15 protein-coding genes and 2 pseudogenes are annotated in these 17485 nt (G+C 61.1%); 7 read left to right on the top strand and 10 right to left on the bottom strand.

The annotated features are described in order from the left end of the window. The first annotated feature begins 119 nt into the window (after positions 1 to 119). From IPG61_19330 to IPG61_19320, 3 genes are read left to right on the top strand one after another with little or no spacing between them, the layout of a single operon-like run. Positions 120 to 374, top strand: a complete 255-nt coding sequence (locus IPG61_19330) for a type II toxin-antitoxin system HicA family toxin (protein ID MBK6736175.1) — start codon at positions 120 to 122, stop codon at positions 372 to 374. Continuing rightward, positions 371 to 934 carry a type II toxin-antitoxin system HicB family antitoxin gene (locus IPG61_19325; protein MBK6736174.1) on the top strand — a complete coding sequence of 188 codons (564 nt, stop codon included), beginning with the start codon at positions 371 to 373 and terminating at the stop codon, positions 932 to 934. Before IPG61_19330 ends, IPG61_19325 begins: the two co-directional genes overlap by 4 nt. After that, positions 924 to 1394, top strand: coding sequence for a protein-export chaperone SecB (locus IPG61_19320; protein MBK6736173.1), 471 nt, complete (start codon positions 924 to 926; stop codon positions 1392 to 1394). Before IPG61_19325 ends, IPG61_19320 begins: the two co-directional genes overlap by 11 nt. 166 nt (positions 1395 to 1560) lie before the next feature. Here IPG61_19320 and IPG61_19315 read toward each other — a convergent pair whose 3' ends face one another. Then, complete coding sequence (locus IPG61_19315; GenBank protein ID MBK6736172.1) at positions 1561 to 2472, bottom strand: LysR family transcriptional regulator; 912 nt, start codon at positions 2470 to 2472, stop codon at positions 1561 to 1563. Positions 2473 to 2695: 223 nt separating this feature from the next. Here IPG61_19315 and IPG61_19310 point away from each other — a divergent pair. Both IPG61_19310 and IPG61_19305 read left to right on the top strand, forming a co-directional pair. Then, positions 2696 to 3912, top strand: a pseudogene (locus IPG61_19310) (MFS transporter). A 99-nt stretch (positions 3913 to 4011) separates the two neighbouring features. Then, on the top strand, positions 4012 to 4431 hold the full coding sequence (locus tag IPG61_19305) for a nucleotide pyrophosphohydrolase (GenBank protein MBK6736171.1): 420 nt from the start codon (positions 4012 to 4014) through the stop codon (positions 4429 to 4431). 1069 nt (positions 4432 to 5500) lie between these two features. On the opposite strand, the gene IPG61_19300 is transcribed toward IPG61_19305, so the two are convergent. The 6 genes from IPG61_19300 to IPG61_19275 form a co-directional block, all read right to left on the bottom strand. Then, positions 5501 to 5824 carry a hypothetical protein gene (locus tag IPG61_19300; GenBank protein MBK6736170.1) on the bottom strand — a complete coding sequence of 108 codons (324 nt, stop codon included), beginning with the start codon at positions 5822 to 5824 and terminating at the stop codon, positions 5501 to 5503. Positions 5825 to 6298: 474 nt separating this feature from the next. Further along, a complete protein-coding gene (locus tag IPG61_19295) occupies positions 6299 to 6898 on the bottom strand; it encodes a trypsin-like peptidase domain-containing protein (GenBank protein MBK6736169.1) in 600 nt (199 codons plus the stop codon). A 1236-nt stretch (positions 6899 to 8134) separates the two neighbouring features. Beyond that, positions 8135 to 9124 (bottom strand): DUF2167 domain-containing protein, encoded by a 990-nt coding sequence (locus IPG61_19290; protein MBK6736168.1) that lies wholly within the window; start codon positions 9122 to 9124, stop codon positions 8135 to 8137. Positions 9125 to 9459: 335 nt separating this feature from the next. Next, the gene (locus tag IPG61_19285; protein ID MBK6736167.1) at positions 9460 to 10125 is read right to left on the bottom strand and encodes a hypothetical protein; all 666 of its coding nucleotides are present in this window, start codon (positions 10123 to 10125) and stop codon (positions 9460 to 9462) included. Continuing rightward, positions 10122 to 11099 (bottom strand): hypothetical protein, encoded by a 978-nt coding sequence (locus IPG61_19280; GenBank protein ID MBK6736166.1) that lies wholly within the window; start codon positions 11097 to 11099, stop codon positions 10122 to 10124. Before IPG61_19280 ends, IPG61_19285 begins: the two co-directional genes overlap by 4 nt. Beyond that, positions 11071 to 11760, bottom strand: coding sequence for a hypothetical protein (locus IPG61_19275; protein MBK6736165.1), 690 nt, complete (start codon positions 11758 to 11760; stop codon positions 11071 to 11073). The genes IPG61_19280 and IPG61_19275 overlap by 29 nt, the downstream gene beginning before the upstream one ends. 1190 nt (positions 11761 to 12950) lie before the next feature. Here IPG61_19275 and IPG61_19270 point away from each other — a divergent pair. Continuing rightward, positions 12951 to 13595, top strand: a complete 645-nt coding sequence (locus tag IPG61_19270; GenBank protein MBK6736164.1) for a hypothetical protein — start codon at positions 12951 to 12953, stop codon at positions 13593 to 13595. Between the two features lie 560 nt (positions 13596 to 14155). Beyond that, positions 14156 to 14437, top strand: coding sequence for a T9SS type A sorting domain-containing protein (locus IPG61_19265; protein MBK6736163.1), 282 nt, complete (start codon positions 14156 to 14158; stop codon positions 14435 to 14437). 194 nt (positions 14438 to 14631) lie between these two features. On the opposite strand, the gene IPG61_19260 is transcribed toward IPG61_19265, so the two are convergent. From IPG61_19260 to IPG61_19250, 3 genes and pseudogenes are all read right to left on the bottom strand, one after another. Then, on the bottom strand, positions 14632 to 14853 hold the full coding sequence (locus IPG61_19260) for a hypothetical protein (GenBank protein MBK6736162.1): 222 nt from the start codon (positions 14851 to 14853) through the stop codon (positions 14632 to 14634). 390 nt (positions 14854 to 15243) lie between these two features. Then, positions 15244 to 16553, bottom strand: a pseudogene (locus IPG61_19255) (ATP-binding protein). After that, the gene (locus IPG61_19250; GenBank protein MBK6736161.1) at positions 16495 to 17466 is read right to left on the bottom strand and encodes a hypothetical protein; all 972 of its coding nucleotides are present in this window, start codon (positions 17464 to 17466) and stop codon (positions 16495 to 16497) included. Before IPG61_19250 ends, IPG61_19255 begins: the two are co-directional and overlap by 59 nt. Between the last annotated feature and the right edge of the window lie 19 nt (positions 17467 to 17485).

The raw sequence follows: 17485 nt of genomic DNA, 5'->3' as shown, positions 1-17485 counted from the left end.
AACCGTCTATTTCACAAACAGTAACGCTCGCGACGAATATCGATTGGCGTGCAGTATCATTTTGTAGTATCATTCAATCAAGGCGAAGCGACCCGCGGTCGATCTATCCAGGGCGGCTTATGAACAGTCACCAGCGCGGGACCTTGGCGGCCATCTTCGAATCGCCCACGAGAGCGGACATTGTGTGGGACGACATCGTCTCGCTGCTGAATGGACTTGGCGCCGAGATCACGGAGGGCCGAGGGTCGCGCGTCAGGGTGGCGCTGAACGGTCGCAAGGCCATCTTCCACCGGCCCCACCCAAAGAGGGAAACCGACAGGGGCGCCGTGAAGTCGGTCAGGGAGTTCCTCATCCAGGCGGGAGTAGCGCCATGATGGAGTACAAGGGTTACATGGCGACCGTCGAGTTCGACGCGGACGCGAACCTGCTCCACGGACGTGTGGTCAACACGCGGGACGTGATCACGTTTCAAGGCAGGTCCGTGGATGAGATCCAGCAGGCGTTCATCGATTCGGTCGAGGACTACCTCGAGTTCTGCGCAACGCGCCAGGAGGAACCCGAGCGGCCCTTCTCCGGGAAACTGCTGTTGCGAATGTCTCCGGAGCTCCATCGATCCGTCACCATCTGCGCCGCAGAATTGGGGACGAGCGTCAACAGGTGGATGGTCCTGCAACTCGAGGAATCGGTCGCCCGCAATGCATCACCGGCACCGCGCGAGCGCCGGCCACTACCACGCTACAGCTTTGAGGCCTCGTTTGGGCGCAGTGGCGGCCTGCCGCTCACGTCATCGCAGTCCCTGATTCCGCTGAGTGCGTTTTCCCGGAGATCAGACGATTCAGGACCGTCACTGACAGTCCAGACCACCGAGTACATGTCACAACATCCAAACAACGTGCTTTCGTTCGCATGCGAGGAGAACCTGAATGTCAGCTGAAGCCACAGAGAGCAGGAGCGAACCGGGCATCCGTCTCGTGGCCGGCCCGGAACTCACCATGCTCGAAGTTCGCAAAGAGGACGCGGTGCGGGAGTTTGCGTCCGACCATCAGGTCGAGTTCAAGCTCAATCTCGGGTTGAATCGCCTCGCCACGAATGTCCTAGGCGTAGAGCTGTCGGTGCAGATCACGAATCTACCGGGGGTAACGCTTGCGGTGGCCTATCGATCCGTCATCGAGATCGACAACCCGCCCGTGGACCCAGACGCCCTGGCGAGTGCACTGAAGCAGGTCGGCGGTCGTGTGGCCCCCAGCCTGATGTATCCGTTCATTCGCGAAGCGCTCGTGTCTTCGCTGCTGAGAGCCCAGCTTCCCGCGTTCGTGCCGCCCATTGTCAATTTCGCGAACGTGTTCGATCTGGCGACGTTGGCCGTGCCTGAGGCGCGCCAGGCCGGGACCTAGGCGGCTTGCTTCAGGTCGCGGGAACGCGGCATGAAGCGGGTGCTGGAGCGGCCCGTGTCTCGACCCCCTGAAACTTGCGCCGGCGCAACAATCACAACCACGCGAGCAGTTGCGCCGGCGCAAGTGCCATGTCTGCGGGCCTTATTTTTCGATGGGGCCCCGAACCCTACCCCCCCCCACAAACCTCCCTGACACACCCCCGCAACCACCCCTGCCCCCCATCCGCCTCCAACCGGGGATGCCACATCATCGCCACCGTCACCTCTTCCACCGCAAACGGCAGCGCGAACGTCACAAGCCCCTCGCGCAGGCATCCGGTGTGCCGCTCCGGCACCGTCGCCACCAGCTCGGCCCCGCGCGCCAGCGCCAAGGCCGCGCCGAACCCGCCAACCACAACGGTGATGTCGCGCTCGACACCAGCGGCAACCAGCGCCTCATCCACCGGCCCAAAGCCCGCCGATGCCCGCCGCGCCACCGACACATGCCGCGCCGCCGCGTAGCGCGCCAGCGTCACGCGACCGCGGCCAGACAACGGATGCCCCGTCCCCACCACCCCCACAAACCGATCGCGGAACAACGCCTGCGTGCGCACCTCCGGGCCGGTGGCGGGGCCGACGACGCCGATGTCGAGGTCGACGCCCGCATCGCGCAGGGCCACGTCGCCCGAGCCTGGGCCCGAGCGCGGGCGCGCCACGAAGCGCAGCCGCACGTGCGGGGCCTCGGCGGCCACGCGCGTCAATAAAGCCGCGCCGAAGTTCTCCACGAAGCCTTCGCTGGCGCGCAGGGTGAAGGTGCGGTCGAGCTGCGAGACATCGAGCAGGGCGACCGGGCGCAGCGCCGCTTCGGCGGCGTCGACGAGGGGGCCGATCTCTGAACGCAGCTGCAGCGCGCGCGGCGTGGGTACCAGGCCGCGGCCGGCGCGGACCAGGAGCGGGTCGCCGGTTTCGGTGCGCAGGCGGGCCAGGGATCGGCTCATGGCAGACGGGCTGAGGCCCAGGCGCACGGCGGCGCGGGCCACGCTGCCTTCGGAGAGCAGGGCGTCGAGGGTGAACAGGAGGTTCAGGTCGGGGCGGTTCATGCGGGGCAGCATACGCGCAACCAGACATGGCGTCAAATGCACGCATATAGTGCAACCCGTGCGTCTACCGCCACACCACCGGCAAGGCTAGCCTGTTCCCGACGGCCCCACCCCGGGCGTCGTCGGAACCGGAGGCGCTCATGGACCAGACGATGACGATCACCCGCCCAGGGCCGCACGGCCCAAGACCGCCCAGCCCCAGATCACCACCAACAAACCGGCGATGGCCGCCCTCTGCCTGGCGATGCTGCTGCCGTCGCTGGACACGAGCATCGCCAACTCGAGCCTGCCGACGCTGGCCGAGGCGTTCGGCGCCAGCTTCAAGACCGTGCAGTGGGTGGTGCTGGCGTACCTGGCCGCGGTGACGACGACGATTGTGGGCGCCGGCCGGCTGGGCGATCGCATCGGCAGGCGGCGGCTGCTGCTGGGGGGCATGGCGCTGTTCACGGCGGCGTCGGTGGCGTGCGGGGCGGCGCCGAACATTGAAGCGCTGATTGCCGCGCGCGCGGCGCAGGGACTGGGCGCCGCCGTGATGCTGGCGATGACGATGGCCCTGGCCGGCGAGGTGGCGCCCCGCGCGCGCGCCGGCACGGCGATCGGACTGCTGGGCACGATGTCGGCGACCGGCACCGCGCTGGGCCCTTCGCTGGGCGGCATGCTGGCAGCGACGGTGGGGTGGCGCGCGATCTTCCTGGTGAGCGTGCCGCTGGGTGTGGTGGCGCTGGTGATGGCGATGCGGTGGCTGCCGGCGGATGGGCCGCGGGCGGCGCGTGTGCGGGGCGGCGCGTTGGGCGTGGGTGGCGACTTCATCGAGATGCGGCGACTGCTGCGCGAGCCGGGACTGGCCGCCGGGCTGACGATGACCCTGCTGGTGGCGATGGTGATCATGGCGACGCTCGTGGTGGGACCGTTCCACCTGGCGCGCGGGCTGGGGCTGGGTACGGCGCAGGTCGGCTTCGTGATGTCGGTGGGGCCGCTGGTGGCGGCGCTGATGGGGGTGCCGGCGGGACGGTTGACGGATCGTCGCGGGGCGGCGCGCGTGACGCGGGTTGGGTTGATGGCGATGCTGGTTGGGTGCGTGGCGTTGGCGGTGTTGCCGGTGTCGTTGGGGGTGGCGGGGTATGTGGGGGCGGTGGGGTTCATCACTGCGGGGTATGCGTTGTTCCAGGCTTCCAATAATACAGCGATCATGAGTGCCGTTGATGGGGGGCGGCGCGGGGTTGTGGCGGGGATGTTGAGTTTGGCGCGGAATCTTGGGTTGATGGCGGGGGTTGGGGGATGGGGGTTGTGTTCGAGATCGGCGCGGGGACTGGGGATGTTGGGGGGGCGGGGGCGGAGGCGGTTGTTGGGGGGATGCGGGGGGTGTTTCTGGTTGGGGCCGTGATTGTGATGTTGGGAGCCGCGTTGGCCGGCGTACGGCGGCGGAGCGATGCGGCTTGAACTCGGGCCTCGGAATTCGGTACCATGGGCGGGATGGCATATTGATGAGCTGCGATGACAGCCCAGACATCTCCCCGGCCCGAAGTGCGAGAACCGGCGATGACGAAGTACCAGATTCTCTCGCGCCGCATTGGCGCGTTCGCCAAGACCAGGGATTGGGCACCGTTCCGGACGCCGAAGAACACGGCGATGACGCTGAGTGTCGAGGCCGGCGCGTTGGTGGAGAATTTCCTGTGGCTGACGCAGGAGGAATCCGTCGATATGGCGCCGGGCAAGAGGCTGGCGGTGAAGGATGAGATGGCGGATGTGTTTATCTGCCTGGTGAGGTTGGCGGATCAGATGGGGGTTGGTTTGTATGCGGCGGCGGAGAGTAAGATTGGGGATTGCGAGAGGCGGTTTCGGGGCGGGGAAAGGCGGAGCGGTGGCAGGAAAACAAGGGGAGGGCGAGGCGTGATCGTCGCCGGCGCGCCACGGGGTTGTTTGGCGCACCTCTCGCGCGCTCAGTTCCTGCGAATATGAAATTCTGCCGAAGGCCAGGATAACCAAAGAAGATGGCCCTGGGCCAACGCCTAGAAGCGGGTTGACTGAAGATGAGATGCGATCAGCGGATCCTACCTGTAAAGCGTCTTGGGGTTACCCCCACGTAGTAGATTCAGCGGGCACCGCGCCAGCAACTGGATTTCGATGTTGTCAATGTAGCCCCTGGCGTGTTCCAAGTGCCGATACCAGCGATACCGGTGGCATAGTCACCGTCGAATGCGGTGAGCATCCAATCAGGCTCAACGGTTGCCCTTCGCATAGACTTTTGCGCGAACAGTGCAGCGCCTACGCGCCCAAACTTGACCACATATGTGGTTCAATGTTCATTCAAACTGAAGCGCCGAACGCAATCGCAAAGTGTCCCCGCTGACGTGGAATTGTACTTAGTGATCTTGAGTTCTGAATTCCAGCCAAGATCAATACCGTAACCCCGAAACCCACTGGCCCTCATTGTTCATGCCGGCGATCGATGCGGGATCGGTGCATGCCTTGACATAAATCTGAGGTCCGTTGCTGCTGGCTTCGGTGGGGGTATACTCAAGTGTTACCGTGCAGTCCGCCCAGTCCTGAGAACCTATCCACGCGTGATTGTCGCATGCAGCAAGCCCGCAGTAGTTGGCCTGACGCAATACCTCGCCCTCACACGCCCATCCACCATGCGGAAAATTCCAATCTGAATCGCAGCCGCTATTGAAGTCGTCCGAGAAAAGCACGAGCTGTGCCGCGACCGATGAGGGGTGCGATGATATAACAGTGCGATCATAACTAAGTACTTCACGATGTACTCCGATCTAGTTCGCATCCGGCGCATACTCCACCCGCCCCAAATCCTCTGAGTGAAATTGGAGGGGATCGGCACTATATTGGGCGATACAGAAAGTCTGCAGATCAGAAGTTCTAGGTAAACGCGATTGTGGTACCTGACGAACCCGAGCACATTCTGGAGCGCTTGGGGACCGAGCCCTTATGCAACAACCAAGGAGTGTGCTCGGCACCAGCAGCTAGCGATCCCTGCATGCCTCTTCAAGCAGCGCTGGCTCTACAAGTTTCAGGGGACAACATTTTGCCACTTCTGTCGCCACGCATCGAAGTCCGTATCAGCTACGTTCTTGCCTGCCAATGCCACCTGCTCGGACAGGAGCATCATCCGGCGGTTCACGCAATCAAAGGTCCACTGCCCATTGTGAACATCGTATTGCAAACCTTCGGCGGTAGATTGAGCCTGCTTATAGACGGTTCGTACCCACATTGTAGCTTCATGTCCGGAGCGCGTCAGCGTTCGGCTGTCCCACCAGACGTCCTTGGCATCGTCCCCGCCAACTCGAATCCAACGATCACCGCTCACCAATGCGGCCGTGCGATTCTCGCCCATCGAAATCTCATAGTCGCCCCTCCCGCCTGAATTGATCGCACTGCAATATGGTATTCGCCGGTCGATGGCAGGACGGCTGAGATTCGAGCAGTGGTACCTCCGCCACCGTCATCATCCATTGCCTCCCACGAGTCCCCTCCTTCGGAAGGCCATTGATGAGTGGCCAAGACCTCGACCACCGGATCAAATGTGCGGGAAGACACAGTGACGATCAGACGCTGACCGCTATAGCCGGTGAATCTGTAGAAATCAGTGGGCCCATCAAGATCAACATCCGATTCGTCCAAGCGACCGCGAAAGGTGTTACCGTCTTCAAGGAAATCCGCTGATGCCATCCCGGCCAGGAAGGCGGCGAACCGAGCTTCGTCGTCGTCAGTCCTGATCTCCGCGGTCGACCCCGGAGCCACTCCCACCGACTCGGGCGCCGGAAACGGGTACCGGCCCCGGGCTTGTCGCAGCAGCGACGCAAGCGAACTAACGGGAATCGCAAAATTGAGATTCTGACCTTCGCGCATCATGCCAACCCGCGACGCCGACTACGTTTCCGACGGCGTCGACCACAGGGCCTCCAGACGATCCGCTCGAAATGGGAACCGTCATTTGCAATAAGCGTCGTCCGTCGATATCCCGTGTTGCCGAAATGATTCCGGACGATACTGTGCCATCCAAGCCTAGCGGGGCTCCGAACGCCCAAACGGCGGTCCCAACGCTAGGATCGCCATCGGCCAGCCCCAGACCCCCCATCCGCCCGTTTGGTACTGCCAGGACTACCAGATCGTTCGGGGAGTCGAGTAGAATCGCATATGGTGCGGTACCGATCAACTGACCTTCTAGTGAATGGATCTCGGCCCAAGCGCCGCCGGCCACAACGTGTGCGTTCGTCACCACCTCTCCGCCACCGAGCCAGAAGCCGCTTCCCAAACCGGTCTCCTGAGCCTGCGCATTAAACATGCGAATCGTGATAACGTGTGGAAGCGTCTGCCTAGCCAATTCTTGTCCCGTGTCTGCCAGCGCATTCATGCAGGAAAGAGCGGCCACAAGCAAGTATCCGAGCATGCTGGCTAGATTGTGCATGATGTGCTCCGAAGGGTACGTGCATCTGGCGGGATATCCCATTAACTCCGACGACGCTTGATTCCATGGCGGTTGCCATGAAAGGAGCGGCGGGGCCCCGCGGCTCAACAGACACCTCATGTGGCAATATTGTACCTCAAGCACGAGTCAGGGAGCAGCCCAAATTGTCCTCTCGAGAGCAAGGCTCCGAATGGCCGGACAGGCCTGCCGACCTCCGGCACCCAGCAACAAAACTGACGATCGGAATAGGGGCAACTGCGCACGTTGAACAACTGGGCGCACCGCGCCAATCCACCGGAGCCCATCGCCACAACTCGGTTGGCGCCGTCCGCCACAACCACGCCTTGCTTCTATTGACCGTCTCGTTGGAACCGAATCGTGTCGATCCCTGTGCAATCGAGACAGGCGCCGTCGACACCAGTGAATTGCGCCAGACATCGCGGGCAATACGCGACACTGGAGTCACCATCTGGTTCGGGCGGCCCTAGAAGATTATCAAAATCTGGACTGAACGAGGTCACGGTCTCGACTAGCGCCTCGATTGTCCCAGAATCGGGGCGCGCAATATCGCCCACAACGGGGTACTTCCACTGACGCACCTGTTCCGCAACGAGAGCACGTGCCTTCCCCGCAGGCAACAGGGCCAGTGAGGCCGTCAGCGGATGGATGTCATCAGTCAGCTCTGACACCAGTCGATCGCATGCAAATACACCTGCGGGTGGAAACAGAAGCATTGCCACCAAATGGTGAACGCACTGCCATGTCTCTCCTGGATGCGGTGTGCGGTACGAGAACCAGAAGATCGAAAGCAACGCCCCTGGATCAGCAGCAGGCCGCAAGCGAGGACGATCCAACCGTGTGCCACGAGACCCAGCAGGAGCGTTGCTGGTACAAGGACAACCAAGTATACCAGCATTGCCCAACAGATCGGCAAGACGCGACCGCAAATCCGGCGCGTGGTATCGAGGCGATCACGCCCGTCATCGATTGCCGCACGGCTGATGGGCAAGGTCGTAGACCCACTTCCCTCGCGCCCGAATCGGAAAGTCGGACCGGTCGGAAGCAGCGGGACTATGTGTACAGCGAACGCGCGTCCGCGGAGCAGCACCGGCGCAGCGCCCACGTGGTAGCGGCCGTCGGGCCCCGCTGCCAGCATCAGCTGGCCTGGCCGGCTGATCCTCAGGGCTTCTGCAACAATGCCGACGAGGCAGACGGCCGTGATCACAGAATAGGGGCTCATGCAGGGGGACCCGTATTGTCATTTCTCGGCTCGTCATTTCCGTCATTGTTGTGACCAGCGTCGATCAGGCTCGTATTGCCCGGGGCGCTGTCTACAAAGAGCGTGCGCGATTGGCCCCCGCCGCGCCGCGAGAACAACTTCCCGAAAACGCGCTTGAGTGAGCCCATGAGTGCCAGGAAGCCAATGACGATGAGCTTCCAGAACTTGGCCAGTAGGCCTGTCTTCATGGCCACGGCGCCGGCGCCTCCGGCCACGAGGGCGGTAAGGCCGTACTTGGCGACCTTGTCGCCTTCACGAAACGCCGCGTACCGGTGCTCGGATGTGAAGCTGAACTGCTCGATGAGTTGCTCGAACTCCGGCAGTACCCGGTTCAAGTCCTCTGGATCGATCACCAGGTCGGCGCTCATGGCGCCGCCACGCCCCAGGAGCCGGACCGAGAAGTTCACGGTCTTGCCTGCGTCCGAAGCGCCGATTATCGCCCACTTCAGATTGTGCGTTTTCTCGTCGTAGTACGGCGGAACCCGCCATCCTTCAACGTGGATCTCCGCCCAGCCATTCTTGCGTCGGATCTCGTTGGCCTGCTCCGTACCCTCGCTGATGCTCTTCAGGAGTGCATCAGCATCGAGCTTGTTCTTATCGTCGTCGCGCACATACCCAATGGGATTGTAATCAAAGAGCACGAACCAGTCCTCCGCCTCGTCGTCACGCGGGACTGGCATCACAAATCCCAATTCCTGGCCATTGACGGGATTCTCCATCAATTCAAGAAGAGCACGCGTTCCCTTGCCGTCGAGGAACTGGTACCCGTCAGGCAAGTCAATGGTCGCAAGCCCGCCAAGGGGACAATTCATCGGGCCATACATCCAGTCGAATTGGGGCTCAACTTCCTGAGTCTGGGCCATTGCGCCGCAGGCAGCCAGCGCCATGACGACCACGACGGCGATCCGGACGACATGTGAATGCAAACTGGAATTGACCGTCAGCATGATACCCTCCTTGCACATCGCAGAAAATCAGACACGAGCAAACCCGGAAATGGGCTACTCCCGCCCATCGCCTGACTATGAAAATTGATCTCTCGTCAGCGGCGGAGTAGGGAATGAACGCGCGCCCATCGGCAACCCCTCTCGCTTCACCCACGAACGGCTGCCGGGTGATGCAGCTGTCGCGGGGCGAGCATAGCACGCCCAGACGCGCTGATCCATGATCCTCGCAGCCTCACGGCCTTCCATTCACTCCGACCTGGCCGCCCGCGCCGGCCGCCAATGATCACGTTGCGGCGAGAGTCAGAGGTTTGGTCCCCTAACAGAATCACTCTCATCTACGGCGCCCTCCGCGCTCCGCGCCTCAGCGCTGATTCCGACAGATGGGCGGTATCGCTCTCATTGTAACCCACCACGCCCGAGTCGGTGATCATTCTCAAGTACTCCTCCCACCGCCCCGTCAGATAACCGCCGCTTTCGGCCGCCTCAAGGCAAGACGAAACCAGGGCTGTAACCGAGTCACAGCCGGCAGCAGATCCCTCGCGAATTTCCGGGATGTCATCGTCCACTTCGATCACATCCGCCGTGATCATAGTGCCGCAGATGAATGCTGCGGCAGCCCGGTGATTCCCAGAACACACGAGATAGGTCATTGCATTGGCCGGCTTCTCTTGTGGCGGCGAAGCGATGACAACAATTGCATTCACGTTCTCGCGTGCGCAGAATACCGGGATGAACCTTAGGATGCCGGTCAAAGACCGCGGACAATCCGTTGGGATCAGATACTTGGGATCGATAGCAATTCGCTTCAAAGTTCCCTCCGCGGCAATTTTGCCGCAATTTTGCCTCATCAGCCGTCCGGCAGGCACAGCACTGCGCAATTGCCCGCTATCAGGCCGACCCCATTCGCGCCTAACCAGAATTCGACCCTTGAAGAACCGGTCCGCTAGCGAACTCAATTGATTGTGATGCCCAAACACGCGCGCGCGTTCGCGCGCGATCATGGGTCGGCGCTCCGCTCCGCACGGAACGAACAATGGCCCCTCGGCCACCTCTCATCAATGCGCATCACAATCGCATCTTCCGCAATCCCATCGAATTGCGTATCCTCAATGGAAACATGCATGGCTCGCACGTCCACGCCTCGACGACTGTCCCTGATCAGGCACCGCTTGATCCTTACGGACTCGCCGATCTCACCCACCGATCCCACCGCCGTACCGTCAGGATTGCTGATCTTGCAGTCGGCGATCTCGATAGAGGCGAGCTCCCTCCACGCAACCGCCGGGATCTTGGCACCGTCGCCACGAACGCGCCTGATGGTCAGGCCGTGAAGCGACATGGAAAAACTGCTCTGGAACACCGAGTCGCCATCACCCAGTTCGACGATCGTTTGGTCGGAACCCGCGATTCCAATGAGCGTGATGGAGCCCCCGCCCGCCACGAATGACCCGCTGTATGTGCCGGGCTTCAAGAAGCAATGCCGCTGCAACCGTCCATCAACAAACGGTGTGGGAATCACCCCGCCCTCCAGGGATGGGTGCCTGGAGCTGTCCGCTTCAAGGGAAGTGTTGTCACAAACTCCGTCGGGAGACATCAGAACCATGCTGTCGGGATGGGTGCAGCGCGCCACGAAGGAATGTTCAAGATCGAACCCTAGGGCGCCTAGCCACGGCTTGGATTCATAGACCTCCATGGCCACATCCATATCCTGCAGATCTTCTCTTGCGAAAATTACGGCGCAGTATTGGTCACGCCAGTCTTCAGCCGAGCGCATGGCTTTGATGAACCAGATTGCAGTGAGGCCTTCCGCGTCCGGCACGAAGCGAAAGGCACGGCACACTTCCAGGCAGAACCTAGTACTTCTTGGTGCCGCCGTCGCTTCTTCCATGAAGGCGAAGATCTCGTCGGCTTCGACCACGTTTCGAGCGAGCGCCCTTTCGAGCTTCTCAAAGATGATGTTCTCTTCGGCGGTCATATGCGTGATCCATCCTCTCGCTGCGCAGGTTGCGTGCACAAAGTCGCGGACGCGACCGGCCACGATCACTTAACGAGTCGGATCCGAATAGCTGCTTTCGTGCCGACGATGTCGCTTCGGCCGGCACGTACTTGACATCTTCTATTTGAAAAGGGCACCCACCGTTCCGAGGGATGATCTCTGTTTCTACCGGCGTGTCAAAATACATCGCCGGAACGGGGTACTGCGTGTTACGCGAGAAGGCGAAACGCAGATTGTTGGAGATGCCCGACTGCTGCAGCAGATGGGACAACCGGACGCCAAGAGCCGAAGCGCCCAGCGGATCATCATATCGGTCCTGCCAGTCACCATTACTTATCTGGCTGGAACTCGTGCCATACGCGGAAACAAAAAGCCTGTCTTCATGGCCCGGCAGGACATAGAGCTGATGTACGGCGCGCGAATAAGTCGCCGGAATCTGGGCCCGGTCAAACAGCAGCGCTGATCGCGACCATCCTGCTACGCTCAGGTACTCAGCGCGGCTCGGTCCGGTATAGGGACTACCCGGCCATTGAATTGTCCCCCACGCATCGTCGATCGGCCGAAGAACGGTTTGCGCAGCTGTGCCAGCCGGGAGAGCAAGGACCGCGATAAGCAGTAGTATCGCCGTTACGCACTTCATGTTGCGCTCCTGGAATCAAGTGCGTCGTGAGCGAATTGAGGCGAGACCGTCCCCCCCCATCCGAACCGTCTCCGCATTACTCCTGAACTCATTCTACCATGCCAGCCAGCTGGGCTGTCTTGAACATAAAGCACATCGACATTCGGGACAAACTAGGTGTGGTTTGGGGACATTCGTCAACGTAGTGCTTCCAGAGCAGTCATGATTTCCCACACCGGCGTTCCGTCCGGCGGAACGGAATCGGCTAGCGGTGAGGGACAAGTTGGTGATTGTGTTCATCTGCCTGATGCTATTGGCTGATCAGATGGGCGCGAATTCGTATGTGGTGGCGGAGAGTAAGATCAGGGAAGGTGAGAGGTGGCTTGCGGTGGGGAGGAGGCTGGGCATAACTAGAATGGTCGTGGAATTCAGGCATGAGCGTCTGCCGCCCGAACACAGGAGAGCTTTCGTTAGCACGCCCGATGCGAGGCCAGAAAGCCGTGCACAATCTTGCCTTCTTTCGCCGCAAGATCGGATCCAGCACAACCTGGACAATGCTCGCCCGGACGGACTGGCTCCACTATTGACCAAATCAAAAACATTCCACCCGTGGAACTCGAGGAGCTATACTGGCCGAAGCAGAAGGGGATCGGACGGGCCGGCTGGACTCAGATAGCGCAGGCTCCGGATCTCCCAGAGCAGTTCAATTGGTTATCGGATCGGAGATGCAATGAAGATCAGATATTGGCTCCTCTTGTTCGCCGTGGTGGCTCCATTTGCAGCATCTGCAGAACCCATTTGCTGGACTTCCAACGAGGGCGGGAATGGGCATACCTATGACCTGGTGCGCACAGCTGGCCCGATTACCTGGCAACAGCACGAGCGCAAGCCGAGCTAGTCGGCGGACAACTGGCGACAATCACCTCCCAGGCCGAGAACGACTGGGTCTGGCAGAACGTCATTCATCCCAATGCCTCCATCTTTGATGGACGGGGTATTGCTCGGCGCATCTCGATCGCTTGCAGTCGCCAACCAATGGCTGGGCATGGGTAACGAATGAACCATGGGACTACAATGCTTGGCGCGATGGAAACCCAATGGCCCCATCGGCGGCGTGGCGGACCGGGGCGACTATCTGGCATACGCTGAGTTGCTCTATCCAAGGCTGGAATGATTCCGGAGACACAGTTGATCAGAGCCAGTACTACCTCGTGGAGCGAGCAGCACTGCCGCGATGGGGAACCCTTTTTGCCGACGATTTCGAGGAGGGCGCTTCTTCAGAGTGGATCATCCCAAACGGCGGCTGGCAATGGGAGGATGGAAGATTTTACAAGAACAACGCTTGTGGCTTCCAGAGCTGCGACAGCCCGCTGTTCGCGTGGCGTTCCGACTGGACGAATGTCACAGTAAAGCTGGATTTCACACCCGCATCCGATGGCGTTGTGGACTTGTTGATATGCATGGATGACCCCTCTCTCACCGAGCTCACAGGTTCGAGCGGATATGTCCTTGATGCGGGGTGGGGAGATCATGCGGGACTGGGCTACTTTAGTGGCGGACAGGGCTATGCACTTGCGGAGGATTGGAGCGGGGCTTGGCATATCGACGGCGGCGTAACGTATACCTTCGAGTTCGGGAAGTTTGAGAGCGCAATCTTCGCTCGATTTTACGTGGCAATTCGACACCGCCCAATTGGCAGATCCAAGCGGCGGACACCCGTAGAAATTCGGGATTCATTGGATTTACCACTTGGAACACCGTGGGCTATTTGGACAATGTCGTTGTTCGCGGCAATTTTGCTGAAATGGGCTCCATCGATTTGCGCGATGTCCCCGACGACAATGGCGGCTATTTGAGCGTTCATTGGGGAGCCGCGGGATCAGATGTGGTAGGCACACCGTGCCGATTGCTGCTTACGAGGTCCAGCGCTTTGAGAACGGGGAATGGGCTACCCTCGGATCCATGGCCGCCGCCCAAGTAGACAGCTACCAGGTTGTGGTTTCAACGCCGGACATCTTCACCCCTGGTCAAGCTGAGCAGTATTCCCGGTATCGCGTGGCGGCGCAGACTATCGACTCAAGCGTACTGCACTTTTCCATGGTGGACAGCGCCTACTCCATCGACAGCATCGCGCCCCCAAAGCCGCAAGTTACCCTTCTCGAAGGTGACGGGTTCCGCTTGATCATATCTGCGGGACCCCCATACCCGACCTGAGCCAGATGTGCATTTATCGTGGAACCGTCGCTGGCTTTGAGCCATCCGACGCTATTGCCTGCACTCCCGACTTGGTCTTTCTGGATATCCAACAGCTCAACTTCTACTACCGGGTCCAGTTTGTCGACATTCACGGCAATCTCGGTGAGCTCAGCGACGAACTGAGTCTCTCTGATCCAGTGCAGTCGGCGGCCCACTTCCGCTGCCTTTCGCACTCGAGCAGAACAGCCCCAACCCGTTCAATCCGTCGACATCTATCGGGTTTAGCCTGCCAACTACCGCCCCCGTGAGTCTTGGGATCTACGATTTGTCTGGCAAATTGGTTAGGAATCTCATTGCCGGGCAGGTAATGGGGCCAGGTCATTTGGAGAAGGTATGGGATGGACGGAACGACTCGGGTCGTTTGGTGCCGACAGGTGTCTACTTCTGCAAGTTGACCGCTGACGGTCGTGTGAACGTTCGTCGTATGGCATTGGTGAAGTGAACGAGTGTAAATCGAGTAGCTGGCGACCAGTTTCCTGTGGTTCTGCGGGCCGAAAGAGACGTGCAGATCGCCAGCTCATTCACTCATTACATCTGCACCCGCGCGCTGCTAGGCGTGATCGATTACGGGCCGCGATGCTCGCATTGAGCAACGCCTGTCGCGCCCACATATACCACGACCGACGGTGCGAACGCCTAGCATGAACGAATGAAGAAGGCGATGACCGCCAGTGGCAGCAGGAATGTGACGGCTGCAATGACCGCCTGTAGCGAGATTGTGGACAGCATCGCGAGAACGATAAGACCCATGCCCACGGCACCTGCAAGAGCCTTGAGAATGGCCTCTACACTACTCGCGATGTACGACGTTGTTGTCTTGCGCTGCGGCGTCGATGCGGCAACAGAGTGGTGGGTCACTGCCGCACGGATTGTTGAGACGAGCTGACTTGATCTGACAGATCGTGCTTCAGAAGGACGATCTGTCAGATCAAGTCAGCTAGCTCATTTCCGAATTGCGACATTGCATCCAGTTCAATTTGTTCATTTTCAAGCGGGAGCTCGCACAGGACTCCTTCAAGGGGCACCCGACGACTAGTACACTTCATTCATGTATACTTGCATCGAATGAGGTGTTTAGAGAACCGGGGAGCTCCAACCGAACACATTGCGCATAGAGCATCAAAAGCCGCACTCGACACACATCGAAACACCTCAGCAAGGTACAACGCAGCCATCCGCTGTGCAGCCTCCAGCGCTACACTCCGCAGCTCGCCATTCGCAATCGCCATGCCCAGTGCACTTCCCACGTCACGCAGCGCGCTTTGACTCCCCGACATGCGCTGCAAATTCGTCACCTGTCGCGTGAGCATATATGGTGCCTTTCTTGGCGGCATCAACCACATTGTGAGCAGCCAGAACCGCCGTGGCCCGCAGCCAGAGTTCCCTTTCGGCTTCCCGGAACTTGTCGCTCTCCTGGTTCTCCTTCATGCAGTTGCCGCTGGCGCGAGAATGAAGCGTGACTTCGAGATCGCGAATGCCACGTCCTCCGCCACGCTCGAATCGCCCTCGCGCGCAATCTTCATGGCCTCCGGCGGCAAGTAGCGCATGCTCGATAGCAAGCAGCGAAAGAGCTTGTGCGAATTCGGCGGGGCTTACACGTTTTCGCCACAAAGTAACCACGGAAGCTCCTAGATTGCTTGCCGATGCATCGATTCGTCCCTTAGCTGCGGCACCGTTGCGTATTCCAGTGATTTCGGCCACCCGTTCCGATCGATTCCGGCCGCGCAGTCCAGTCCATTCCGGCCACCTGTTCCGACGTATTCCGGCCACCGCCGGAGCGTAGCGACGCGGGGATCTCATTCTTAGCCCGCCTCCGCAGTCGCGGTCAACGTTTCTCCTTTCTTTTTTGCGCAGGGACTCGCCCGTCAACTCGATCTTGTGCGCGTTGGCGGATCACCCGGTCCAGGATCGCGTCAGCCAGCGTTGGGTCATCCAGGTACTGGTGCCAGGTGCTGACCGGCAGTTGGCTCGTGATCAGGGTCGACCGCGTCTGGTAACGGTCATCGAGGACCTCGAGCAGGTCCCGCCGGTTCTCTGGCGTCAGTGGCGCCAGTCCCCAGTCATCGAGCACCAGCAGGTCGGCGCGTGCGAGCTTGCCCAACCGCTTCCGGTAGCTGCCGTCGGCCTTGGCGATCTCCAGATCGTGGCACAGCCGCAGGGGCGCTGATACGTGACCCGCTGCCCGTGACGGCATGCCGCTGCGCCAGCGCGCAGCCGAGGTACGTCTTGCCGACGCCGGTCGGTCCGGTGATCACCACGTTCAGATTCTCCTTGATCCATTGGCACGACGCCAGGCTCAACACCAGCGTCTTGCTCGGCCCGCGACGACTGCGGTAGTCGATGTCCTCCGTGCACGCCGGCAGGCGCAGACGCCTGCGTCAGGCGGGTCTTCAGTCGGCAGTTCTCGCGGGCGGCCTCTTCCCGATCGACCAGCAGCCCAGCCGATCCTCGAAGCTCAGGCTGGATGCGTCCGGGGTCTGCAGCTGGTCGACCAAGGCGTCAGCCATCCCGCCCAGCTGCAGGTCGCGCAGCTTCTCCACCGTCGGATGGATCAACATGGGCGACCTCCGCGGCGGCGAACGGCAGCACGGGCGCGTAATGGTCGGCGCCTTGGATGTTCTCGTGCTCGATCGACGGTGTCGGCGGCACTGGCGACGGAGCGGCTGCTGGTCCAGGCCGCTCTTGAGGATCGACCCCAAGCTCTTGCCGCTGCGCGCCGGTCGCCAGTGCGCGCTCGCAGGCCGCTTCCAGACGAGCATTTCCGTACTGCTCGCCCAGTCGTATCACGCCCAGGCACGAACGGTAGCCTTGCTGGGATGGCCGGCTCGCGATGATCCGCGTCGCCACCGCCGCCACCGCGCCACCAGCCTCGCCCGCCCAGCGCACCACTCGCTCCGGCGTCCACTCGGCGTGCTGCCGATGGTGCTCTGGCATGTGTTCGGGCAGCGTCGTGTAGCGGCCCTGCAAGTGGCTGCGCACGTGGCTCGCCACCCGACGGCCGCCATGCAGCACCTCTACCGTCGACGCCGTCACCCGCGCCTCGCAGCGAAGGCCCACCAGTTGATGCGGCACCGAGTAGTAGTGCTTGTCCACCGCCACGTGGTAGTCGATGTGCACCTTCACGCGCGGCCATTCGGCGTACTCGTACGGCGAATACGGCAATGGCCTGAGCGCCGGCCGATCCAGTTCTTCCCACAGACTGCGCCGACTGCCGGCCAGTTTCTGGAACCGCTTGTTGTTCAGCGCTTCCAGCAGTTCCGTGATCGCACGGTTCAGCTCGGCCAACGAGAAGAACGTCCGGTGCCTCAGCTTGGCAAGGATCCAGCGCTCGGCCAACTGCACCCCGGCCTCGACCTTCGCCTTGTCCTTCGGGCGGCATACCCGCGCCGGCAGCACCGCCACCTCGTAGTGACTGGCCATCTCCTGGTACGTCGGGTTCAGGTCCGGCTCGTAGAGGTGCGGGCTCGTCACCCCGGCTTTGGATTGTCCG

Source organism: bacterium (genome assembly GCA_016703265.1).
In the GTDB taxonomy this organism is placed as follows: domain Bacteria; phylum Krumholzibacteriota; class Krumholzibacteriia; order LZORAL124-64-63; family LZORAL124-64-63; genus CAINDZ01.
The sequence above is the reverse complement of the archived record's forward strand: the minus strand, read 5'-3'. Positions and strand labels throughout refer to the sequence as shown.